This is a genomic window from Larkinella rosea, from assembly GCF_003858635.1.
GTDB lineage: Bacteria > Bacteroidota > Bacteroidia > Cytophagales > Spirosomataceae > Larkinella > Larkinella rosea.
In genome coordinates, this window is record NZ_RQJO01000008.1 from 41,139 (window position 1) to 60,881 (window position 19,743).

The window sequence follows — 19,743 nt, forward strand, 5'->3', positions numbered from 1 at the left end:
AACGATGGATGGGTTGACACATTAATTCATCGTTCATCATTACGTTACTCCTTCTGCCTCCACTTCCAAACCGAGAGGCCGATCCAGGCGAGCGAACTGCGATTATCACCTTTTTTACTGAAAAGCCGCCCCATGTCGCTGAAACCGAGGGTAATCGGGCCGAGCCGGGTCGACATACCGACGGCCACCCGGCTATCGGGGCCAATGATGGAAATCGGTAAACCAAATTCGACATCCTCATCTTCAAAGCGGGGCGTAATAATCAGCATATCCGGCATCTGAACCAGCGCAGCCGATGATAAATTTTTCATCAGCAAACCGTTGACGTAAAAAGACGGCACCAGCCGCATATCGGCTTCCAGGTGCAGCATCCGCGAAAGAGCGACTTTGCCAGGATTGTAGGTTTGCGGTTTTGTGTCGGCTTTGGTGGTCAGGTAATCCGTTGGCGCATCGCCAAATTTTTCCAGTTCTTCCTGTTGAAACGTCAATGGGCCGCTGCCAGTCACCGACTGCCCTGCCGGGTAAGTAATGCTTCCACCATTCATCAAAGCCGCCGATAAGCGGAGCCAGTACGCCGGACGCGGGTCTTTCATCGGCGTTTCAGAATTATAGCCCCGACCGGTGGTTCGGCGGCCGATTTCGTACGTAGCGCCCAGATCAAATCCCCAGCCGCTGCCGTAGGCACTGGAAAAAACCGATCCCAGGCTAAAATCTTTGCGGGGTGTGGTCTGGCTCAACCCGTAGTCCAGGTTGGTGATATCCAGCGTTTTTTCCGTATCACCGTTGGTCTGCCGAATGGCGTAGTTGCCTTGTGCGTTGAAATACGTCAGTTGCGCGCCCACGAGCCGCCGAACCGTTGCCCCGATATTCAGCCGGTGCCATTGTCCGTCGAAAACCTGCAAACCGTACGTCAGGCCGATTTCGCTATAACTGTTGTGCGCCAGATTAAAATCAAAACTTCCTGAGGATGGCTGTAAGTTTTTATAAAAAAGGCGGTTTCGATAGGCTTCCGTCAGATTTTCGGGCAACGACGACCCGTAGAGGAAACTTTTCAGCCGCGTGTGTAGCGCAATAGTCTGGTTACCATCGATATTGAGCAATACGGACGGCCCCAGGATTTCGGAGTACGAAGTTGTTTTGGGCGCATTCGTAATGGAGCCTAATGTCCGAAGTGGTAAGCTAAGACTTTGGCTGTAAGGCAATTGAAGCGATTGGAAAAAGCCTTTCGATACGTATTTTGTGTATAACGAATTGACGGAAGACGTGCCGGTAAAGGCGATGACCTGAAACTTGTACCGCGACCCGGCAATGGACGATGGATTCTGGAGCATCCGGTGAATACCGCCGTAGTTGCTGCTGACCAAACCCGGCTGATACTGCGCCAAAACCGTCAGCGAACCTGAACCCACCAAACCGGTCAGGGCTAAACGCAAAAAATAGTTCTTCATGTACTTATCGTTGATTCATTGTGCTTCTTGTGTGCAAATTTCCGGCAGCATCGATGCGCAGTTGCTCATCAGCCAGCATGTGCCGGATAACGTCGCCCAGCCGCTCGGGAGTCAGATTCAGTTGGTCGGCCAACTGGCGGGGCGCAAGTCCCTGCCCGTTGGTGGCATCGAGGTATTGAAAAATTCGTTGCCGGAGCGCAATGCTGTCCAGCGAATTCGACTGTTGCCGTAAACAATGGTCGCAAATACCGCAGGCTTCGCCCGGTTCTTCGCCAAAATAGGCCTGTAGCAACCGCGTCCGGCACTGCACCGGGTTCTGAACGTAGTCGACCATTGCCCGCACTTTTGCCAGATTCCGCTGTTTGCTCCGCTCCAGTGCCATGACGTCGATGGGCAGATTTCGGGCATCGAAACGCGGGGTCAGAAACGTCAGCTGCGGTTTATCCTTTTGTTTTTCGTAAATCAGAATCGACCGCTGCGTCAGTTGTTCCAGCAAAGCCAGCACCTCATTTTCCGGCATCCGCGTGGTTTTGGCAATCGAACTTTCCGAAATGCTGACGAACGTGGTAAACAATTCACCGCCGTAAATTCGCAATAACAACTTCAGAAAGGCGTCGTAATGCGGATTCATGACCTGAAATTCGTACAACGCCCGGTTATCCACCGCAATCATCACTTTCGACGGGCTGAAATACGCTTCGCTCAATTCGATAAAACCCTCTAACTGCAACTGTTTCAGGGCGTAATGCGTATCCGTAACCGGTAATTGAAACGCCTGACAAAAGGCGTTCAGGTCGAAATCGATGTCCAGAAATTCCCCCCCGCCGACCGCCAGATTGGCATAATTTGCCAGCGCCTGATACACCCGTTTGAGCATTTCGACCGGCTGGTATTGCTGGATCACCCGCTGTTCGATGTCGCTCAGGTCTTTGTGGTTATAGAGCAAAACCGCATACGCCTTTTTCTCGTCGCGCCCCGCGCGCCCGGCTTCCTGGTAATAGGCTTCCAGGCTATCGGGTACATCGAGGTGAACCACCGTCCGGACATCCGGTTTATCGATTCCCATCCCAAACGCATTCGTTGCCACAATTACCCGTATCCGGTTATGAATCCAGGAATCCTGTTTATCCGAGCGTTGTTTCGCCGTCAAACCGGCGTGGTAATAATCGGCGCGGATGTTCTGGTGGTGCAGCCATTCGGCCAGATCCTGCGTTTGCCGCCGACTCCGCACGTACACAATCGCCGAACCCGGAACGCCCTGCAACACTTTCAGCAAGCGGGCTTCCTTATTCTCTTCGTAGAACGCAGAATACGATAAATTCTTGCGGGCAAACGTTTGCCGAAACACCTGCGGTTGCCGCATTTCCAGTTTTTCGACGATATCGCGCTGTACTTCCGGCGTAGCCGAAGCCGTCAGCGCAACCACCGGAACACCTTTTAATAACTCACGAAAAACCGCAATCTGGAGGTAAGGAGGGCGAAAATCGTAGCCCCAGGCCGAAATACAGTGTGCTTCGTCGACAGCCAGCAAACTCACTTTCATCTGCTTGACCCGTTCAATCAATAATTCGGTCTGGAGCCGCTCGGGCGAAACGTAGAGAAACTTGATGTTGCCGTAAATGCAATTGTCGAGCGCCCGGTCGATTTCCCGCCAGTGCATGCCGGAATAAATCGCCACCGCCGGAATCCCGCGTCGGCGCAACTGCTCGATCTGATCTTTCATCAGAGCAATCAGGGGCGTTATGACGAGGCAAACGCCGTCGATGGCCAGGGCCGGAAGCTGGAAACAAAGTGATTTGCCGCCACCGGTTGGCAGCAGCACGAGTGTATCCTGCCGACCGAGTACGGAGCGAATAATATCCTCCTGCAAGGGCCGGAACGACTCGTACCCCCAGAATTGTTTAAGAATTTGGTGGATGGTCATAACCGACAGTAAAGATAAATCAATCCCAAATTAGTTTACGCTTGTAAGAGAACTTTCGCCCGATGACTTTTGGTGTTTTCGGACGACAATTTTGCTTACGACCAATCAAAAACCATGATCACGAAAGTCATTAAAACCGACGAAGAATGGCGTCAGCAACTGACGCCGGAACAATACCGGGTGACGCGCCAAAAAGGAACCGAACGGGCTTTTACGGGCGAATACTGCCAGAGCCACGACCCCGGCATTTACCAGTGCATTTGCTGCGGCACCGACCTCTTTGAGTCCAAACAAAAGTTCGATTCCGGCACGGGCTGGCCCAGTTTTACCGATCCGATCGACCCGGAATTGGTCAAGCTCGAAAACGATTACAGCTACGGAATGGTACGCGTGGAAGTGTTGTGTGCGGTTTGCGATGCGCACCTCGGCCACGTTTTCAACGACGGACCCCGGCCTTCGGGCATGCGCTACTGTCTGAATTCCGTCGCGTTAAAATTAAAACCGGAATAAGTTTTTAGAAAAACCGCCCAAATCGCATCGGTTCGGGCGGTTTTCGCTTTTGATACGGCAAAAAACCGTATTTTGGGATATGAGATCCTTCATCTATCCCCTGCTCCTTTTCGTATTTTTGTCCGGTTGCGCAACCTATCGCCCGCTCCAGCGCGAACTCCGTCAAAATCCCCAACTGACCGACCACGCCATTGGTTTTGCGCTTTACGATTGGGAGAGACAGGAAATGGTCGTTCAGCACAACGCCAGCCACTATTTTACGCCCGCGTCCAACACCAAACTTTTCAGTTTTTACGCCGGATTGGTTACGCTGGGCGATTCGATTCCGGCGTTGCGCTACCTTACCCGCGCGGATTCGCTGGTCTTCTGGGGAACCGGCGATCCACTCTTACTCAACCAAAACCAGCCCGACACGACGGTTTTGCGGTTTTTGCGAAATCGACCCGAAAAACTGGTTTTTTCACCGGCTAATTTCAGCGGCTCACGCCTGGGCCCTGGTTGGGCGTGGGATGATTTCAACGACGATTATTCCGCCGAAGTGGTGCCGCTGCCGCTCTACGGTAACTTCGTCCGTTTCATTTCGCCCGACCGTGTGGCGCGTCTGGACGTCGAACCCCGGTTTTTTCGGGACAGCTTGTCAGCGGTTTCTGCACGGAAGTTTTCAAAAAGCATTCAGCGCGACGAGAACAGCAACCGCTTCGACCGGCCCGCGGCCATTCGCCCTTTTATGCAGGATGTTCCGTTCCGCTGGTCGCCCGAACTGGCCGCGCGTTTATTAAGCGACACGCTGCACCGGACGGTTTCGACGGCCCCCATCCGGTTCGATCGTGCGGCCAAAACACTCTACAGCCAGCCCGCCGATTCGCTTTACAAACGAATGTTACAGGTCAGCGACAATACTTTGGCCGAACACCTGATGTTGCTCTGCTCGTCGATGCAGGATACGCTCAATACAACGGTCGGCATTCAAACCATATTGAAAACCCACCTGGCGGATTTGCCAGATAAGCCTTTGTGGGTCGATGGGTCGGGCTTATCGCGCTATAATCTGGTTACGCCACGGTCGATTATTAGTTTGCTGCAGAAAATTTACCGCAAGGTTCCGCAGGAACGATTGTTTCAATTGCTGGCGATCGGCGGCTCGACAGGCACGATTCAGCGAGTTTACAAAACCGATCGGCCGTTTGTGTTTGCCAAATCCGGCTCGATGACCGGCGTCTACAATCTGAGCGGTTATCTGATCACGAAAAAAGGCAAGTTGCTGCTGTTCAGTCTGATGAATAACAATTTTGCCGGATCGGTTTCGGACATGCGGAACCGGACGGCGGCCTTTCTGACGAAAATTTACCAAAAATACTGAGCCACCGCTGACAGCAGCCCAATAGACCCTGTCAGCGGTGGCTATAAAAATGATGTCTGACAACAGTTACTTTCCTTTCCAAAAAGTAAGACAAGGGCGTGTCCGATAGTTCTGCTCAATCAAAAACGGTAAATTTCTTCAAAAAAACGGGGTTTTCCCGTTGAAAACGAAAGCAACGGGAACTACTTTTGTATGTCAAACCGCGTAACCAGTTTCAGGGTGCATCGCGGTTCTGAACCCCACCGTTTCTTACGTTTGCACATGCAGGAGGACTTCAATCTTGAACGATTACGCCAGAAAATCACAACGGTTTCCGGGGCGGAGCTGATCCGGTTGCAGTCGTTTCTGGAAAGTGAAATTCAGCGCCGAAAACAGATTCTTAGCGAAATTCCCGCCATTACGCTGGACCAAATACCGCTGCGAGTGCAGACCCGGATGACGTTTTATTCCATCGTTCGACGTCGGAAAATCTGCAACCTGGCCGAGGTGGGCCGACTGACGCTGACGGAAACGCTGGCAATCCTGAAACCGGCGGACCTGCAGAGCATGAAAAGCCTGAATCAGAAGTCGTATAACGAGCTGATTACTGAGCTGGGCAAACTGAAAATTCCGCACGAATCCATTGCCCTCTGGGACTTGAAAATGATGGACGGCAAGCCGGTCATCGCCATTCCCGTGCAAATTGCGGGCTCCGTCGAACCTGCCAACAAACGCGATCACGCGGACACCTTGTAAGTCATACAGCGAGTGTCACAAACGAATACCAAAAGCCGTCGGGGCGCATCAGTAGTTGATGTGCCCCGACGGCTTTTTAGGGTGTAAGTTTTTACTGTACAGTACGTTCCGACTACTTCCTAACTCTCATTGCATGGACCTTTTTCAGATTAAAAAAGCCCCAACGGTTTACGACGCCATCGTTGTCGGGTCGGGCGCGGGGGGCGGTATGGCAGCTTACATGCTGACCAAAGCCGGGGCTAAAGTGCTGCTGCTCGAAGCCGGTGGCTATTTCGACCCGGCCGACCCAAAGTACATGACGCAGCTCAAGTGGCCCTATGAATCACCCCGTCGCGGGGCCAGCACCACGCGGGCGGGTGGCGATTTCGACGCGGCCTGGGGCGGCTGGGAAATTGAAGGCGAACCGTATTCCTCCAAACCGGGTGGCGATTTCTTCTGGTTCCGTTCCCGGATGCTGGGCGGACGCACCAATCACTGGGGCCGGATTTCAATGCGGTTTGGTCCCGACGATTTCCGACGGAAAACCCTTTCCGGTATCGGCGACGACTGGCCGATTACTTACGACGACATGAAACCGTTCTACGATCGGGTCGATAAACTGATCGGGGTTTTTGGGTCGGTCGAAAATATACACAACGAACCCGACGGCCATTTTCTGCCGCCACCGAAACCGCGTTTGCACGAGCTGATGCTCAAAAAAGCCGCGACCGGTATTGGTATTCCGGTGATTCCGTCACGCTTATCGATTCTGACGCAACCGATTAACAAAGAACGCGGGCAGTGCTTTTACTGCCGTCAGTGCAATCGGGGCTGTTCGGCCTACGCCGATTTCTCATCCTCGTCGGTGCTGTGTATTCCGGCGGTAAAAACCGGTAATCTGACGCTGCAAAACAACGCGATGGTGCGGGAAGTGCTGACCGACGCCAAAACCGGTCTGGCAACGGGCGTTTCCTACGTCGATACGATCAGCATGCAGGAAATGTCGGTCTACGCCAAAACCGTCATTCTCGGCGCCAGCACCTGCGAATCGGCGCGGCTGCTGCTGAACTCCAAATCGGCCCGTTTCCCGAACGGTCTGGCCAATTCAAGTGGTGTGGTGGGCAAATACCTGAACGATTCGACGGGGGCGTCGCGCTCCGGTTTTGTGCCCGCGCTGATGGACCGGAAACGCTACAACGAAGACGGCGTGGGCGGGATGCACGTTTTTACGCCCTGGTGGCTCGACAACAGCAAACTCGATTTCCCGCGCGGCTACCACATCGAATACGGCGGTGGCATGGGCATGCCGGGCTACGGTTTTGGGGGCGGTATTGAAGCCCTGAACGGGAAAATTCCCGGGCGCGACGGCAAAATGAAACCCGCCGGGGGATACGGCGCCGGTTTGAAAGACGATATGCGCCGGTTTTACGGGGCCTACGTCAGCATGTCGGGCCGGGGCGAACCGATTCCGCTGGAGAGCAATTACTGCGAAATTGATCCGAACACGGTCGATAAATACGGGATTCCGACGCTGCGGTTTCACTACAAATGGTCCGACAACGAGATCAAACAGGCGAAGCACATGCAGGACACGTTTGAGCAGATTATCGAAGCAATGGGCGGAATGCCGACGGGCAACAAACCGGGCAAAGAGCAGAACTACGGGTTGGCCGCTCCCGGCCGGATCATCCACGAAGTCGGTACGGTCCGGATGGGCAACGACCCCGGCAAGTCGGCCCTGAACAAATTTCAGCAGGCCCATGACGTCAAGAATCTGTTCGTGGTCGATGCGGCTCCCTTCGTAACCCAGGGCGACAAAAACGTCACCTGGACCATCCTGGCCGCATCCATGCGCACGAGCGAATACTTGATCGATCAGGTGAAGAAAAAGAATATTTGAAAACGTTTGAGTCGTCTTCCTGGTCGCGTAGCGACCTAATGTTTGTAGAAAAAGGAGAAATAGTAAGGTCTTGTGGTCGCGTAGCGACCTAACATCCAAGCTAATTGGTTTGATCGCTACGCGACCACAAGAAACAGAGAAGACTTTAGGCTACAAACATTAAGTCGCTACGCGACATTAACTCTTTTCAATGACATGAAACGCAGAGATACACTTAAAGCTATATCGGTCGCGTCATTTGGTATGGCGGTCGGACCAGTCGAAGCCGCTGTTCCCGAGCCACCAGAACCCAAACCCGCCGTTAAACTGCTGCCCGGGCGGCAGAAATTTGAGGCTGAACGCGATGCCAAATTGCTTGCATCCGAGAAGTTTTTTACCCCGGCGGAATTGCAAACCGTTACCGTGCTGAGCGACATCATCATTCCGGCGGATGCCAAATCGGGGAGCGCGTCGCAGGCGGGTGTCCCGGCTTTTATCGATTTCATGATGCGCGACCAGCCCCGGAGCCAGACGCCGATGCGCGGGGGACTGCGCTGGCTCGACCGAAAATGCGTCAGCCGCTACGGGAATCCGTTTGCGAAGTGTACCAAGGAACAGCAAATTGACATGGTGGAGCAGATTGCTTATCCTGGCAAACAGGTGCCGTCCGACATGACGCAGGGCGTGGCCTTTTTCACGATGATGCGCAACTTCGTGCTGGGCGGTTTTTACACCAGCAAAATGGGCATCGACGACCTGGGCTACGTGGGCAATACGCCGAATAAGTGGGACGGTGTGCCGGAAGATGTGCTGAAACAGTACGGACTGAGCTACGACGAACCGAAGAAGTAAGTCGGTCGATCATGTACGCAACGGGCAGCCACGAAAACCGGTTTTGTAGCTGCCCGTTGTGGTTTTTAATAAAATGAATAAGGGTGCAAAACCGGGACCGGTTATTTGTCAGTCAATAATTCCCTTAATTTCTCCGCCAGTTTTTTAAACCGGCCCAGCGCTTTTTCAGGATTCCGTTTCTTATCGAATTTGATGAGCAGGTTACCGGGCGACGATTTGATGTAAAAAATCGTCTTGTCGTTCAACGTCATGGTGGCGTCGATTTGCGCATTCTTGAAAGAAGCGTCTCCACTTCGGGTCAGGTATTCATCCAGATAATGCTGTACTTTCCGGGTTTTATCCGGATCGTATGTCGCCGAAATCTGATACGAATTGTCCGATTCTTTCACGCTGAATGACGTACGGCCTGATTTGGGCGCAACGACGGCCTTCGTAATAACGACCAGGCTGACAAGCAGGCAAAAGGCCAGTAGAAAATGGGACGGTTTCATAGAATTGTTGTTTTTGTTGAACTGTTTGTAAAGTTGAGTCTAGTTTGTATTGCAAGGTACATGGTTATGCACTACCGAGGGATAAATTTTTACATAAGGCTAAATAGTTGGATAAAAGGAAAAAGCATTTACGGCTTTCTGTCCAGCAATCGGCGGTGGTAATTGATCTGGCCGAGATGGTAGGTTAAATGGGTGGTCAGGTGGGTCAGAAAGTATTCGGTGGAGGTTTTTTCTTCAAATACCAGCATCGGATATTCTTCCGGAAGCTGCTCTTCGGTCATTTTATTCAGGGAAGTTAAGACGACATCAAGCGTATCGTCCACTTTCTGAAGCAACTCACTTCGGGGAACATTGCGAAGCAAAAACTCAAGTTCGCGGTTTCTAACGTAGCCCGACTGGCCCAAAACCGCTCCAATGTACGTATTCAGATTGCCGACCAGATGCAGACACAGGTTCCCCGCCGGGTTGGTAATGCCCGGGGCGGCAATCCAGATTTTTGCTTCGTCCTGGTAAAGCTCAATTTCACGTCTCAGTTTTTTGAGATCCCGGGTGAAGAGCGATTTTAGCGTTTGTAGCATGGAAGGAAGTGTTTTCGACAGTAAACCGCTCGTAATCGCCACTTTTATGGATTAAGAGCGGCAACGGGCGCTGCCGGAATAAGGGGAAGTACCCGATTTTTTATCCTTGCGAAGATATGAAAGGAATCATTGCGTTCATTGCGCTGACGGTTGGTTCGTTTGCGGGTTTTGCCCAGTCGGCGGCAGAAAAACTACTGCTGGTTTGTGGCGACAGCCAAGTGTTGCTGGTGGATTATAAAAACGGCAAAGACAGCATTCCGCACGTCGTCTGGAACTGGGATGCGCACGAAGCAATGGATTTGCCGGCGGAATTCCGCACGAAGAAATTCAACACCATGGACGATTGCAAAGCCATTCGGGGAGGTGAGCAGATCCTGGTTTCGTCGTCGGGCGGGGCCATTGCCATCCTGAACCGCAAGGACAAAAAAGTGCTTTTTGTCGCCAGTGTGCCCAACGCGCATTCCATCGAGTTGCTGCCCGGCGATCTGATCGCGGCTGCGGCTTCTACGCACAAAGAGGGCAACCGGATTATGCTGTTCGACCGTCGGCAACCCGAAAAACCGCTCTACAGCGACAGCCTGTTTTCGGCGCACGGCGTGGTTTGGGATGAAAAACGCCAAAGCCTGTTCGCGCTCGGCTTAACGGTTTTGCGGGAATACAAACTGATTACAACCGGTCAAAAATCCCTGAAACACGTGCAGGAATGGAAAATTCCGGGCAACAGCGGCCATGATTTGCAGCCGACGCTGGACGGTGATCGCCTGTTTCTGACCGAAACGACCGGTGCCTGGCAGTTCGATCTGAACGCCCACACGTTTACCAAAATACCCGGTTTTACGGAAGCTCCGCACACCAAAAGCGTCGGGCAGGATCGCTCCGGTCAGTTCATTTACACGGTTCCGGAAGAAAGTTGGTGGACATTCCACGTGCGGTTTCAGAATCCGGTTCACGCGCTGAGTTTTCCGACTATGAAGGTGTATAAAGCCCGCTGGTTTCGGCGGTAACCGGCTAATGAGATGGGCCGGACTGAACCACTTTCTGAACCGTTCCACCCTTGTTTTGCCCCACCGTAACATCGGTGTTTTCGCCGACCAGAATCGTGGAAGTATTCCCTCTGAAAAAATTGCCTTCCACCAGAATATCGAAGCCTTTGGGGTAAAATTCAATCACGCTTTTGGCTTCCGGGCCGGTCACGAAAATGTTGTCGCGCAGAATGATAGGGCCATAGCGCCCATCAGGCTCATAAGTCGTGAAATACATTTCCGAATAAGTTTCCCATTCGCCGGTATGAAAACTTCGCCGACCGCGCCACGGATCGTGTTCGCATTTGGTGGTGTTATTGATGAAAATATTCCCCTGAATGATGAGGTTTTTTGGCTGATTGATCCAGCTACCCCGTCCGCCGTTACGAAACGTATTGCCGATAACTGTCACGTCTTCGTTCGACCGTTCGATACTGACAACCCGCGACCCATTGGTACCATCGACGGTATTGCCCGTAATGGTGGAGTTTTTGCAGTATTCGGCCAGGAAAAAAGCCCCCATTCTTGCACCCAGAATCTGATTATTGGCAAACACGTTGTTGTGGCTGCTGTGAATGTGCATGGCGTCGCCCAGCGCCGAAATCTTGCAACCCGTAATGCGGGTGTTTTTGCAGGCCATCAGATCGATACAGCCTTTGCCCGATCCGGCCCCAACGGGTGCGTACAAGGCCGAAAAGGCCGATTGTAGGTTATATATTAATTTGGTTTCGGGTCCGGCAGAGCCCGAAAAAACAAGCGGTTTTCCGCCAAATGTTTCACTGACCTGGATGTGATCGGCCGCGGAGGCCACTACGTAATACTTGCGGCCGCGTCGGATGTTGGCGGGCAATTTGTCCCCGTAAAAACAAACCACGTGGTGGGGGGAGTCCTGTTTGCTGACCGGAATCGGTTGCTGGGTGTTGGCAAACCGCACCTGCGTGGTGCCATCGGCCAGACTGACGCCGGAACGGATCAGGTCATTCCGGAAGTATTTTTGGGCCATCGCCTGATCGGTAGACGAATAATCTTCCGGCCAGACCAGGATTTGCCACAGCAGGCCGTAATCCCACATGAATTTACCGCTGTTCAGGAGTGTACAATTTTCGACGGTTACGTTGGTGGCAAAGTTCTGCACCTCCGATTCTGAGCCTTCCCGGTGTAGCCCCTGCACGGTGATAACGGCGCCCGCAACCTTGCTGGACTGAATATCCCGAAACAGCAAATTGTCGGTTTTCCCGGTGGCCGACGTTGTAATCACGATCATGCGGGTGGTTACGTTCGGCTCCCAGGTGTTGGGCGGGTTGCGGTGGTCGAAACAATACCCCTCGAAATAACCGCCGAACCACGAAAAGTCCTGAATATCAATCCCGGAAAAGACGACAATACGGGCTTTATCGCCCAGCGTCTTCGGCAGGTAAAACCGCGCACCGTAGGCCGAAACGGTGGTATGGGCCGAAACCGGGATGGGCGTCTCGCCTTTCAGAAAGTAATTTCCGACCGGAATGGTGACAGTTCCGCCCCCGGCTTTGGCCACATCGGCAAAAAGCCGTCGGAAGGCCGGGCTGTCATCGGTTTTGCCATCGGCGACGGGTTTGTACGTACTCAGATTAAACGATTGTCCCAGAACGTGAAGGGTCAGATGCAGGCAAAAAAGCAGGTTAAGCAGGAGTCTCATGGGAGGTTTTTCTGGAAAAAATCAAGGAGCAAGGGAATCGATTTCCGCACCATCTCAAAATCATGTTTTCCGTCGAGTTCAAGATACGTATGGTCAATGGGAAATTGTTGTAGCTTCCGGTGAAAATTCTGGTTCATTCGGTAATCAAATGCCTGCGTTCCGGCAATGAATAACAGGTGTTTGCCGCGTAAAACCGCTGCGTTGTTCCGGCAGTTCACCCGCGCCCAATCCGTTGTATCCGTACCAAAAACCGCCGAAACCGGATAGTTCTGATCGGCGGGTAATTGCGGATTCGGGTAATCGAGCAGGCCAATTGTGGTGGCCACTGCTCCTATTTCCTCCGGAAACGTTTCCGCAAAATGAACCGCCCCAAAACCGCCCATGCTCCACCCGCAAATACCGGTATACCGCGAAGATTTGTAAACCGGAAACCTTGACCGGACATGGTCCAATAATTCCCGCAGCATCGATTGATAATGACTTTTTCGATCGGTTTTACTGTCCAGATACCAGGAGCGGTCGCCGTTGGGGAAGATAATGGCAAAATTCCGTTTCAGAATTTCCCGACGGCAAACCGAATCGTCGGCGATGGTGCGGTGCGTTCGCCCGTCGCCGTGCAGCAACAATAAAACCGGGAAACTATCCCGCCGACTCCCTTCGGACTTCGGTAAAAAGAGCGAGTAAGGTACTTCCCGACCGAGAGCTTTGCAGAAAAACCGGTATTCTTTAATTAGCACATCATCCGGCGAAGAAACCGCGTTCGGTTTCGCCAATTCCCCGAAAACCGGTAAAGCAAAAATTAGCCAATAATACATCATACGCCTTTACACTTCCGAAAAAGGTCCGGCTCCCCGCTGCGCCAGCCGTTCGCGCACTTTTACGCCGTCGAAAAGCGCCACTTCGGTTCGGGCTTTGACGGCCAGTGCGGCAGCCGTTCCGGCGGCTTCGCCCAATACCATCGCCGTGGCCGTCACCCGCGAGGACGCAGCCGCGTCGGCGCTGGCAGAATGGCAACGCCCGGCCACCAGCAGGTTGGATAATTTCTGCGGAACCAGCGAACGGTACGAAATGTCGTACGGTTTGGGCTGAAAACCGGAACCCGCAAAAGGCTTGTCCGTCGTAATTTTATTCGGGTGAATATCGACAAACCAGCAGCCAGTTGCCACCGCGTCGGCATGCTGGCGGGTTATTCGTAAATCGTCTACCGACAGAACGTGTTGTCCGATAATCCGCCGGCTTTCGCGCACCCCGATGTACGGTCCGCTGGTGATGAAATAACTGTCTTCAAAACCGGGTACGGACTTTTTCCAGTGGCTGAACATCGTCCAGGCATCTTTTCGCCCCTGCATTTCGGCGCGGGTGAGGTCGGCAGCATTGCTCGCATCGGCCGCCACCCGCACCGCGTGAACGTACGCTTCGTCTTTGGCAAAAGCGAAAATGAGCCCCGGACCGTAAAACAACGGCAACTCACCGCGCTGATTGGCTTTGATCATTTCCTGCTTGGCGGCTTCGGTCATTTCGGGATTTCGTTTCACATTTCCGATCCGAAAATGCAGCGTTAACGGCATGAGCGGGGTGGTTTTTTCAACCGGTGCTCCCGACCAGGTGGCTACGTCCGCATCGCCCGTACAGTCGATGACCTGTTTGGCTTCGATGCGCGTAATGCCATCTTTGTTGGCAATCATCACCGCCGAAATCCGGCCATCTTTCACCTCCGTATCGCAAACCGTGGTGTGATACAACACGCTCAAGTGGTCCGATTGCTGCTGAATCAGGTCGTCGCACAACACCTTGAACTGTTCGGTGTTATCGATCAGGACTGAGCCCCAGTATTTTGTAATCAAATCGGGTCGGCAATCGTCGATGTGTTTGGCACCGGGTTTGGCGACGCCCATTTTCTGGAGAAATTCGGCAACAATCCCGAAGGTGACAAACCGCCCCGTTGGCTTATCGATGAGTCCGTCGAAATAAGGCAGCCCGACGCAGGTGATGATGCCACCGGCAAAACCGGCCCGTTCGACCAGAACGGTTTTGGCCCCGCTCCGGGCCGATGCCAAGGCCGCAGCAATACCGGCACAGCCGCCCCCGCACACCAGCACCTCGGTTTTTACGGTTTTCAGCGGTAGCCGCGACAACGACGAATGGGTCGACAGCAAGGGGGTGGCAAGCGTTAACGTGCCCGTTGCCGCTACGGTATTTTTGACAAACTCGCGACGCGTATTCTTGGAAGAAGCCATAAATCAGTTGAAGGTTTATGGTTTAAAGTTTATGGTTCCAATAGTAAAGTCGCTGGTAATAAATACAATACGCGCTTTTAAGCTATCCATTTTAAACCATAAACTCTAAACTAATTAATACCCCGGATTCTGTTTGAGAGCCGGGTTAACATCGATTTCGTTTTGGGGAATGGGATAGAGCAGGTTTTTCTCGGCGACGGGAATTCCGGCTTTCTGGAGGGTTTCGAGAAACTTGCCCGTCCGCAGTAAATCCCACCGGCGATGGCCTTCAAAACACAGTTCCCAGCTTCGTTCCTGCAAAACCGCATCGCGGAACTGCGCTTGCGTGAGTCCTTTCAAATCCTGTGGTTCGGCCGTCGCAACGCCGTTTCGTGCCCGCGCCCGGATCTGGTTGATGGCGGCATAGGCGTCGGTACCCGGGCCATTCAGTTCGTTGAGGGCTTCGGCGTACATCAGCAATACGTCGGCGTAGCGAATGACCATGAAGTTATTCCGAGCCTGCGAGCGGCCACAGGGCGCAGAATCCCAGTATTTGTCGTTTGCGGGTCCCTGGTCGGCCCCGGGTTTGATGATGGCGCCCGTCGCGATGTTCTTTTTCTCGGTCACTACGTTGATTTCCTGCCGCGCATCGCCGGGCAAGTAGGTTTTGATGTGGTACGGCGTAACGTATAAAAAACCACCGGCCTGCTGAACGGGATACGTGAAGACCATGGCAAAGGCTTCAGCCATCGGGCTTCCGTAGGTGTTCAGCACGCAGCTGAATTGAACCGAGAAAATGTGCTCCGGGCCGTTTTTCTTTTCGGGCGGAAAAATATCCTTGTAATTGGGTACCAGGCTGTAGGCTTTGGAGTCGATGACTTCTTTGGCTTTAGCGGCCGCGTTCGTCCAGTCTTTCCGGGTCAGATACACTTTCGCCAGCATGGCTTTGGCTGCTCCAGAAGTGGCCCGGCCAATTTCGGCCACAACGGTATACTTCGCGGGCAAAACCGCTTCGGCCTCTTTCAGATCCTGAATAACTTGCTGATAGACTTTCTCCGTTTCGTCGCGCGGGCGTTGTACGTTGGTCACATCCGTGGTCGGACTCGTCACCAGCGGCACGTCGCCGAAGGTTCGCACGAGGTTGAAATACACCAGCGCCCGCAGAAACCGGGCTTCCCCAACGATCTGATCCCGTAATTTAGCGTCCATCGCGATGGCGGGCACGTTGGCAATCACCCGATTGGCCCGGTCGATGAGGATGTAGGAGTTGGTATAAAAACCGTCGAAAATGGTGGTACCCGAAGTGTAGCGGTTTAAATCAATATCGCGGGCTTCGGCCAGAACCGGATTCGCTTCGAGCTCTTCGCCACTGACGTCGGACAGGTGAAACCAGCTCATGTTATAAACACTTCGCAGCCGGTTATAAACGCCGTTGATAGCCGAGGTAGCGTCCTTGCCGGTTTGGAAGGCGTTTCCTTCCTCAAAAAAACTTTTGGGCGTTTCTTCCAGAATCTGCTCGCAACTGACCGAAGCTAGTAGAATGACGCCAAGCAGACAAATCGTACGGAGTTTCATGGTTTAGGACGGTAAGACGTTTAGAATGTGAAATTTCCTCCCAGGGTAAAGGTGCGGGAAGCCGGATACGCAAACCGGTCGAAACCGTACAGCGTGTTGCTGTTGAAATCGGAATTTACTTCCGGATCATACCCTTTGTAGCGCGTAAACGTCAGCAGATTCTGGCCGCTCACATAAACCCGAACGCGCTTGATGTACCTGGTTTTCAGCGGAAGCTGGTAGCTCAGGGACACATTTTTCAGCCGCAGAAATGAACCGTCTTCCACGTAAAACGAGTTGACGCCCAGATCCCACTGCCGGATGGCGTAGTACGTGTTGGACGGGCTGTTGGCGCGCCAGGCACCTTCGGCGTATTCCCGTAATTTGTTCCCGCCGGGATCGCCCCCGACGATCTGCCGGAAGGTGGAGTTGAAAATCTTGTTGCCCTGCACTCCCTGGAAGAAAATCGAGAGATCGAACCCTTTGAAAGAGAGGTTGTTGGTTAACCCAAAGATGAATTTGGGAAGACCGTTGCCCAGAATGGTTCGGTCGGTCGCCTGGTTGTAGAGGCCATCACCGTTGACGTCTTTAAACTTGGGTGCCCCCGGCAGCGCGCCCGTAATGGCCCGGTTGCCAGCCGCTTTGATTTCCTCCGCCGTTTGCCAGATGCCGTCGAACACCGTCCCGTAGAACGACCCCAGTGGCTGACCGACCTTCACAATAACCTCGCTTTCACTCCCGACGAAAAACTGGGTGGCATCGGCCAGTTTCAACACTTTGTTCTGGTTGAAGGAAACATTGCCCGAAGTCGTCCACTTGAAGCCGCCCCGATTGAGGTTGGTGGTGTTGATGCCCAATTCAAAGCCCCGGTTTTCGACGCTGCCAATGTTCCGCAGGACGTTTGTAAAACCGGTCGTCGACGGCAATTCGACGCCGAGCAGCAGGTCGCTGGTGGTTTTTACGTAATAGTCGGCAGTAAGCTGGATGCGGTTATTGAGTAAACCGACATCGACTCCGGCGTCGAATTGAGCGGTTTTTTCCCACCGCAAGTCAGGATTTGCAATCCGGGATGCTTCGATATAGAGTTGTTCCTGATCATTGAGCACCATCCGGCCCGTGCCATACTGCGACAGGGAATTGTATAAACCAATGCCGTCGTTCCCCGTAATGCCGTAGCTAAGCCGGAATTTGAGGTCGCTGATGACCTTGTTGTTGCGCAGAAAGGCTTCGTCGGAAACCCGCCAGGCAAACGCACCCGACGGGAAAAAACCGTATTTATTATTGGCGCCAAACCGCGATGATCCATCGATCCGCCCCGTCGCCGTGAACAGATACCGGTCTTTCAGGCGGTAATTGACCCGACCGATGTACGATGCCAGGCCCCATTCGGCCGTGGAGCCGGAAGGCGCCAGCAATTTGTTACCCAGTCCCAGATTGCCCGCACCCAGCGAGTAGTTCGGGAAATCCTGGGCTTCCGAATACGCCCGAACCTCCTTGTTTTTCTGGAAGGTAATCCCCGCCAGCAGATCGATGCCGTGGTCGTTGCCAATCGTCCGGGAGTAGCTTAAAGTGTTTTCGTTCAGGATGTTGGTGTTGACCGCGTTGCCCACACTGCCGTAGCCGTTGGTGGCATTGGCAATCAGCGTTTGCGGAGTGAAAAAGACGTTCCGGCGGGAGTTGATGATGTCGGCCCCGACGCTGACGCGCCCCGTCAGCCCGTCGGCCAGTTTAATTTCGCCGAATAACGTACCCAGCATGCGGTCGCTTTGCAGTGTATTGGTGCTGGTTCGGAGCAGCGCAATCGGATTGGGAATGGCCTGCATGCCTAAAAAATCGAGCGTATAGGTCCCATCCGCATTAAAAACCGTCTGGGCGGGCGTCTTCTGGAGGGCGGTTTGTACCGGCGATGCTGAGGAACTTTCCGTCACCATCCGGTTGTCGCTGCGGGTCATCGTGAAATTGGTACCCACCTTGATTCGTTCGCTGAGCTTGGCGTCCAGATTCAGGCGGGCCGAATACCGCTTGAAATTGTTGGTAATGATGATTCCGTCCTGATTGAAATAATTGCCACTGATGAGATACCGGAGTTTATCGTTACCACCCGAAAACGTGAGCTGGTAATTTTGCGTCGGAGCATCGTGGTAAATGGCTCGTTGCCAATCGGTTCCAGGTAAATACTCATCCGGTTTTTTGGTGCCGTAAGCCGGATCGGTTCCAAACCGCTCGGGGCGACCCAGGTTCACGAGTTGTTCGTTTTTGAGTTTCAGCGATTCCGACGCGTTGATCATTTCGTGGAGTTTGGTGATCCGGGAAACGCTGTAATAGGTTTCAAATTCAATGCTGGACTGGCCTTCCTTGCCGCGCCGGGTCGTAATCAACACCACGCCGTTGGCTCCCCGTGAACCATAAATGGCGGTCGCCGACGCATCTTTCAAAACTTCCATCGACTCGATGTCGTTGGGGTTCAATGTGGCCAGCACGTTGGGAAAGGCGTTCGAATTGCTGGCTCCGCTGGCGGGCGTCGGGTTCGTCACCGGAAAACCGTCGATGACATACAACGGATCGTTACTGGCCGAAATGGAGTTGCCCCCGCGAATCCGGATCTGGACACCCCCACCCGCCGAATTGGAAGCCTGCGTGACCTGAACGCCCGAAACCCGCCCCTGCAAAGCCTGATTCATCCCCGAAATCGGTTGCGCCCGGATTTCCGACGAACCGATCGAGGCCACCGAACCGGTCAGATCCCGCTTTTTTACCGTTCCGTAACCCACGACGACGACTTCGTTCAACGCTTTAAAATCGGCCTTCATCGAAACGGTAAGCTGACTCTGGTTCGTCACCGGAATATCCTGGGGTTCATAACCGACGTAGGAAAAGACCAGAACCGCTCCCCCATCCGGCACGATCAGCCGAAATTTTCCGTCGGCGCCGGTCGTTGTTCCGCGCGACGTGCCTTTCACGACAATGCTGACACCCGGCAACACTTCGCCATTTTCGGCCGTTACCTTCCCGCTGATTTCATTTTCCGTGATTTTGGGGGCAACGGGAAGAGCAGCGGTTTTTTCACCGGATTCATTTGATATTGGCGTAGTTGCGGTTTCCGTAGAAACCGCATTTTTATCCGGAGAAGATCGGGGCGCCGGATTCACGGAAGGTTGTTTGGGAACCGGCGAAATCACATACGACCCACCTTTTTGCCGCGAAAATTCCAGCCCGAACGGACTCAGCAGATTGGTCAGGTTATTTTCCAGACTATGGCTCCAGTTGATGGCCGGTGCGGCAACCACAATGTTTTTCACCAACCGGTCGGCATACAGCAAATCGACGCCGTAATGCGCTTTCAGCTCCTGTAAAATCGATTTGAGTTTAACCGCACCCGATTGGCCGGTTTTTGGCTGTTTTTGTCGCATGGTGGCCAGCGTTTGGGCCGAACCAACGGAAACCAGCAAAACCGCCAGCGACACGAGGAACGCCCGCAGAAAGAAGGTAAAGGTTTTCATAAAAGGGTAGGAATAGGGTA

General features: G+C 53.3%; 15 protein-coding genes. 6 read left to right on the top strand and 9 right to left on the bottom strand.

The window, feature by feature from the left end; translation table 11 throughout:
• Positions 1–44 precede the first annotated feature (44 nt).
• Positions 45–1,448, bottom strand: a complete 1,404-nt coding sequence (locus EHT25_RS09050; RefSeq protein ID WP_124873635.1) for a DUF5723 family protein — start codon at positions 1,446–1,448, stop codon at positions 45–47.
• A gap of 4 nt (positions 1,449–1,452) precedes the next feature.
• Positions 1,453–3,372: a RecQ family ATP-dependent DNA helicase gene (locus tag EHT25_RS09055; RefSeq protein ID WP_124873637.1), complete on the bottom strand. Its 1,920-nt coding sequence runs from the start codon at positions 3,370–3,372 to the stop codon at positions 1,453–1,455.
• A 114-nt stretch (positions 3,373–3,486) separates the two neighbouring features.
• Between EHT25_RS09055 and msrB the strand changes: the two genes are divergently transcribed.
• From msrB to EHT25_RS09080, 5 genes are all read left to right on the top strand, one after another.
• Entirely contained in the window at positions 3,487–3,882 is a 396-nt protein-coding gene (gene msrB / locus EHT25_RS09060) for a peptide-methionine (R)-S-oxide reductase MsrB (RefSeq protein ID WP_124873639.1), read from the top strand.
• 79 nt (positions 3,883–3,961) lie between these two features.
• Positions 3,962–5,242, top strand: a complete 1,281-nt coding sequence (locus tag EHT25_RS09065) for a D-alanyl-D-alanine carboxypeptidase/D-alanyl-D-alanine-endopeptidase (RefSeq protein ID WP_124873641.1) — start codon at positions 3,962–3,964, stop codon at positions 5,240–5,242.
• A gap of 261 nt (positions 5,243–5,503) precedes the next feature.
• Positions 5,504–5,977 (top strand): hypothetical protein, encoded by a 474-nt coding sequence (locus EHT25_RS09070; RefSeq protein ID WP_124873643.1) that lies wholly within the window; start codon positions 5,504–5,506, stop codon positions 5,975–5,977.
• 133 nt (positions 5,978–6,110) lie between these two features.
• Positions 6,111–7,856 carry a GMC oxidoreductase gene (locus tag EHT25_RS09075; protein ID WP_124873645.1) on the top strand — a complete coding sequence of 582 codons (1,746 nt, stop codon included), beginning with the start codon at positions 6,111–6,113 and terminating at the stop codon, positions 7,854–7,856.
• A gap of 195 nt (positions 7,857–8,051) precedes the next feature.
• A complete protein-coding gene (locus EHT25_RS09080) occupies positions 8,052–8,687 on the top strand; it encodes a gluconate 2-dehydrogenase subunit 3 family protein (RefSeq protein WP_124873647.1) in 636 nt (211 codons plus the stop codon).
• Positions 8,688–8,788: 101 nt separating this feature from the next.
• Here EHT25_RS09080 and EHT25_RS09085 read toward each other — a convergent pair whose 3' ends face one another.
• Complete coding sequence (locus tag EHT25_RS09085) at positions 8,789–9,178, bottom strand: hypothetical protein (protein ID WP_124873649.1); 390 nt, start codon at positions 9,176–9,178, stop codon at positions 8,789–8,791.
• Positions 9,179–9,306: 128 nt separating this feature from the next.
• Complete coding sequence (locus EHT25_RS09090; protein WP_124873651.1) at positions 9,307–9,756, bottom strand: DinB family protein; 450 nt, start codon at positions 9,754–9,756, stop codon at positions 9,307–9,309.
• A gap of 116 nt (positions 9,757–9,872) precedes the next feature.
• Between EHT25_RS09090 and EHT25_RS09095 the strand changes: the two genes are divergently transcribed.
• Complete coding sequence (locus EHT25_RS09095; protein WP_124873653.1) at positions 9,873–10,760, top strand: DUF6528 family protein; 888 nt, start codon at positions 9,873–9,875, stop codon at positions 10,758–10,760.
• A 4-nt stretch (positions 10,761–10,764) separates the two neighbouring features.
• Here the strand turns inward: EHT25_RS09095 and EHT25_RS09100 are convergent, their stop codons facing one another.
• The 5 genes from EHT25_RS09100 to EHT25_RS09120 form a co-directional block, all read right to left on the bottom strand.
• Positions 10,765–12,453, bottom strand: coding sequence for a NosD domain-containing protein (locus tag EHT25_RS09100; RefSeq protein WP_124873655.1), 1,689 nt, complete (start codon positions 12,451–12,453; stop codon positions 10,765–10,767).
• Complete coding sequence (locus EHT25_RS09105; protein WP_185731320.1) at positions 12,450–13,226, bottom strand: alpha/beta hydrolase; 777 nt, start codon at positions 13,224–13,226, stop codon at positions 12,450–12,452. The genes EHT25_RS09100 and EHT25_RS09105 overlap by 4 nt, the downstream gene beginning before the upstream one ends.
• A gap of 51 nt (positions 13,227–13,277) precedes the next feature.
• Positions 13,278–14,690: an FAD-dependent oxidoreductase gene (locus EHT25_RS09110; protein WP_124873659.1), complete on the bottom strand. Its 1,413-nt coding sequence runs from the start codon at positions 14,688–14,690 to the stop codon at positions 13,278–13,280.
• 114 nt (positions 14,691–14,804) lie between these two features.
• Positions 14,805–16,244, bottom strand: a complete 1,440-nt coding sequence (locus EHT25_RS09115; protein ID WP_124873661.1) for a RagB/SusD family nutrient uptake outer membrane protein — start codon at positions 16,242–16,244, stop codon at positions 14,805–14,807.
• A gap of 20 nt (positions 16,245–16,264) precedes the next feature.
• Positions 16,265–19,723 (bottom strand): SusC/RagA family TonB-linked outer membrane protein, encoded by a 3,459-nt coding sequence (locus EHT25_RS09120; RefSeq protein WP_124873663.1) that lies wholly within the window; start codon positions 19,721–19,723, stop codon positions 16,265–16,267.
• Positions 19,724–19,743: the final 20 nt, after the last annotated feature.

Coding starts and splice junctions, on each gene's coding strand:
- EHT25_RS09050 (WP_124873635.1), bottom strand. CDS start 1,448: ATGAAGAACTATTTTTTGCGTTTAGCCCTGACCGGTTTGGTGGGTTCA.
- EHT25_RS09055 (WP_124873637.1), bottom strand. CDS start 3,372: ATGACCATCCACCAAATTCTTAAACAATTCTGGGGGTACGAGTCGTTC.
- msrB (WP_124873639.1), top strand. CDS start 3,487: ATGATCACGAAAGTCATTAAAACCGACGAAGAATGGCGTCAGCAACTG.
- EHT25_RS09065 (WP_124873641.1), top strand. CDS start 3,962: ATGAGATCCTTCATCTATCCCCTGCTCCTTTTCGTATTTTTGTCCGGT.
- EHT25_RS09070 (WP_124873643.1), top strand. CDS start 5,504: ATGCAGGAGGACTTCAATCTTGAACGATTACGCCAGAAAATCACAACG.
- EHT25_RS09075 (WP_124873645.1), top strand. CDS start 6,111: ATGGACCTTTTTCAGATTAAAAAAGCCCCAACGGTTTACGACGCCATC.
- EHT25_RS09080 (WP_124873647.1), top strand. CDS start 8,052: ATGAAACGCAGAGATACACTTAAAGCTATATCGGTCGCGTCATTTGGT.
- EHT25_RS09085 (WP_124873649.1), bottom strand. CDS start 9,178: ATGAAACCGTCCCATTTTCTACTGGCCTTTTGCCTGCTTGTCAGCCTG.
- EHT25_RS09090 (WP_124873651.1), bottom strand. CDS start 9,756: ATGCTACAAACGCTAAAATCGCTCTTCACCCGGGATCTCAAAAAACTG.
- EHT25_RS09095 (WP_124873653.1), top strand. CDS start 9,873: ATGAAAGGAATCATTGCGTTCATTGCGCTGACGGTTGGTTCGTTTGCG.
- EHT25_RS09100 (WP_124873655.1), bottom strand. CDS start 12,453: ATGAGACTCCTGCTTAACCTGCTTTTTTGCCTGCATCTGACCCTTCAC.
- EHT25_RS09110 (WP_124873659.1), bottom strand. CDS start 14,690: ATGGCTTCTTCCAAGAATACGCGTCGCGAGTTTGTCAAAAATACCGTA.
- EHT25_RS09115 (WP_124873661.1), bottom strand. CDS start 16,244: ATGAAACTCCGTACGATTTGTCTGCTTGGCGTCATTCTACTAGCTTCG.
- EHT25_RS09120 (WP_124873663.1), bottom strand. CDS start 19,723: ATGAAAACCTTTACCTTCTTTCTGCGGGCGTTCCTCGTGTCGCTGGCG.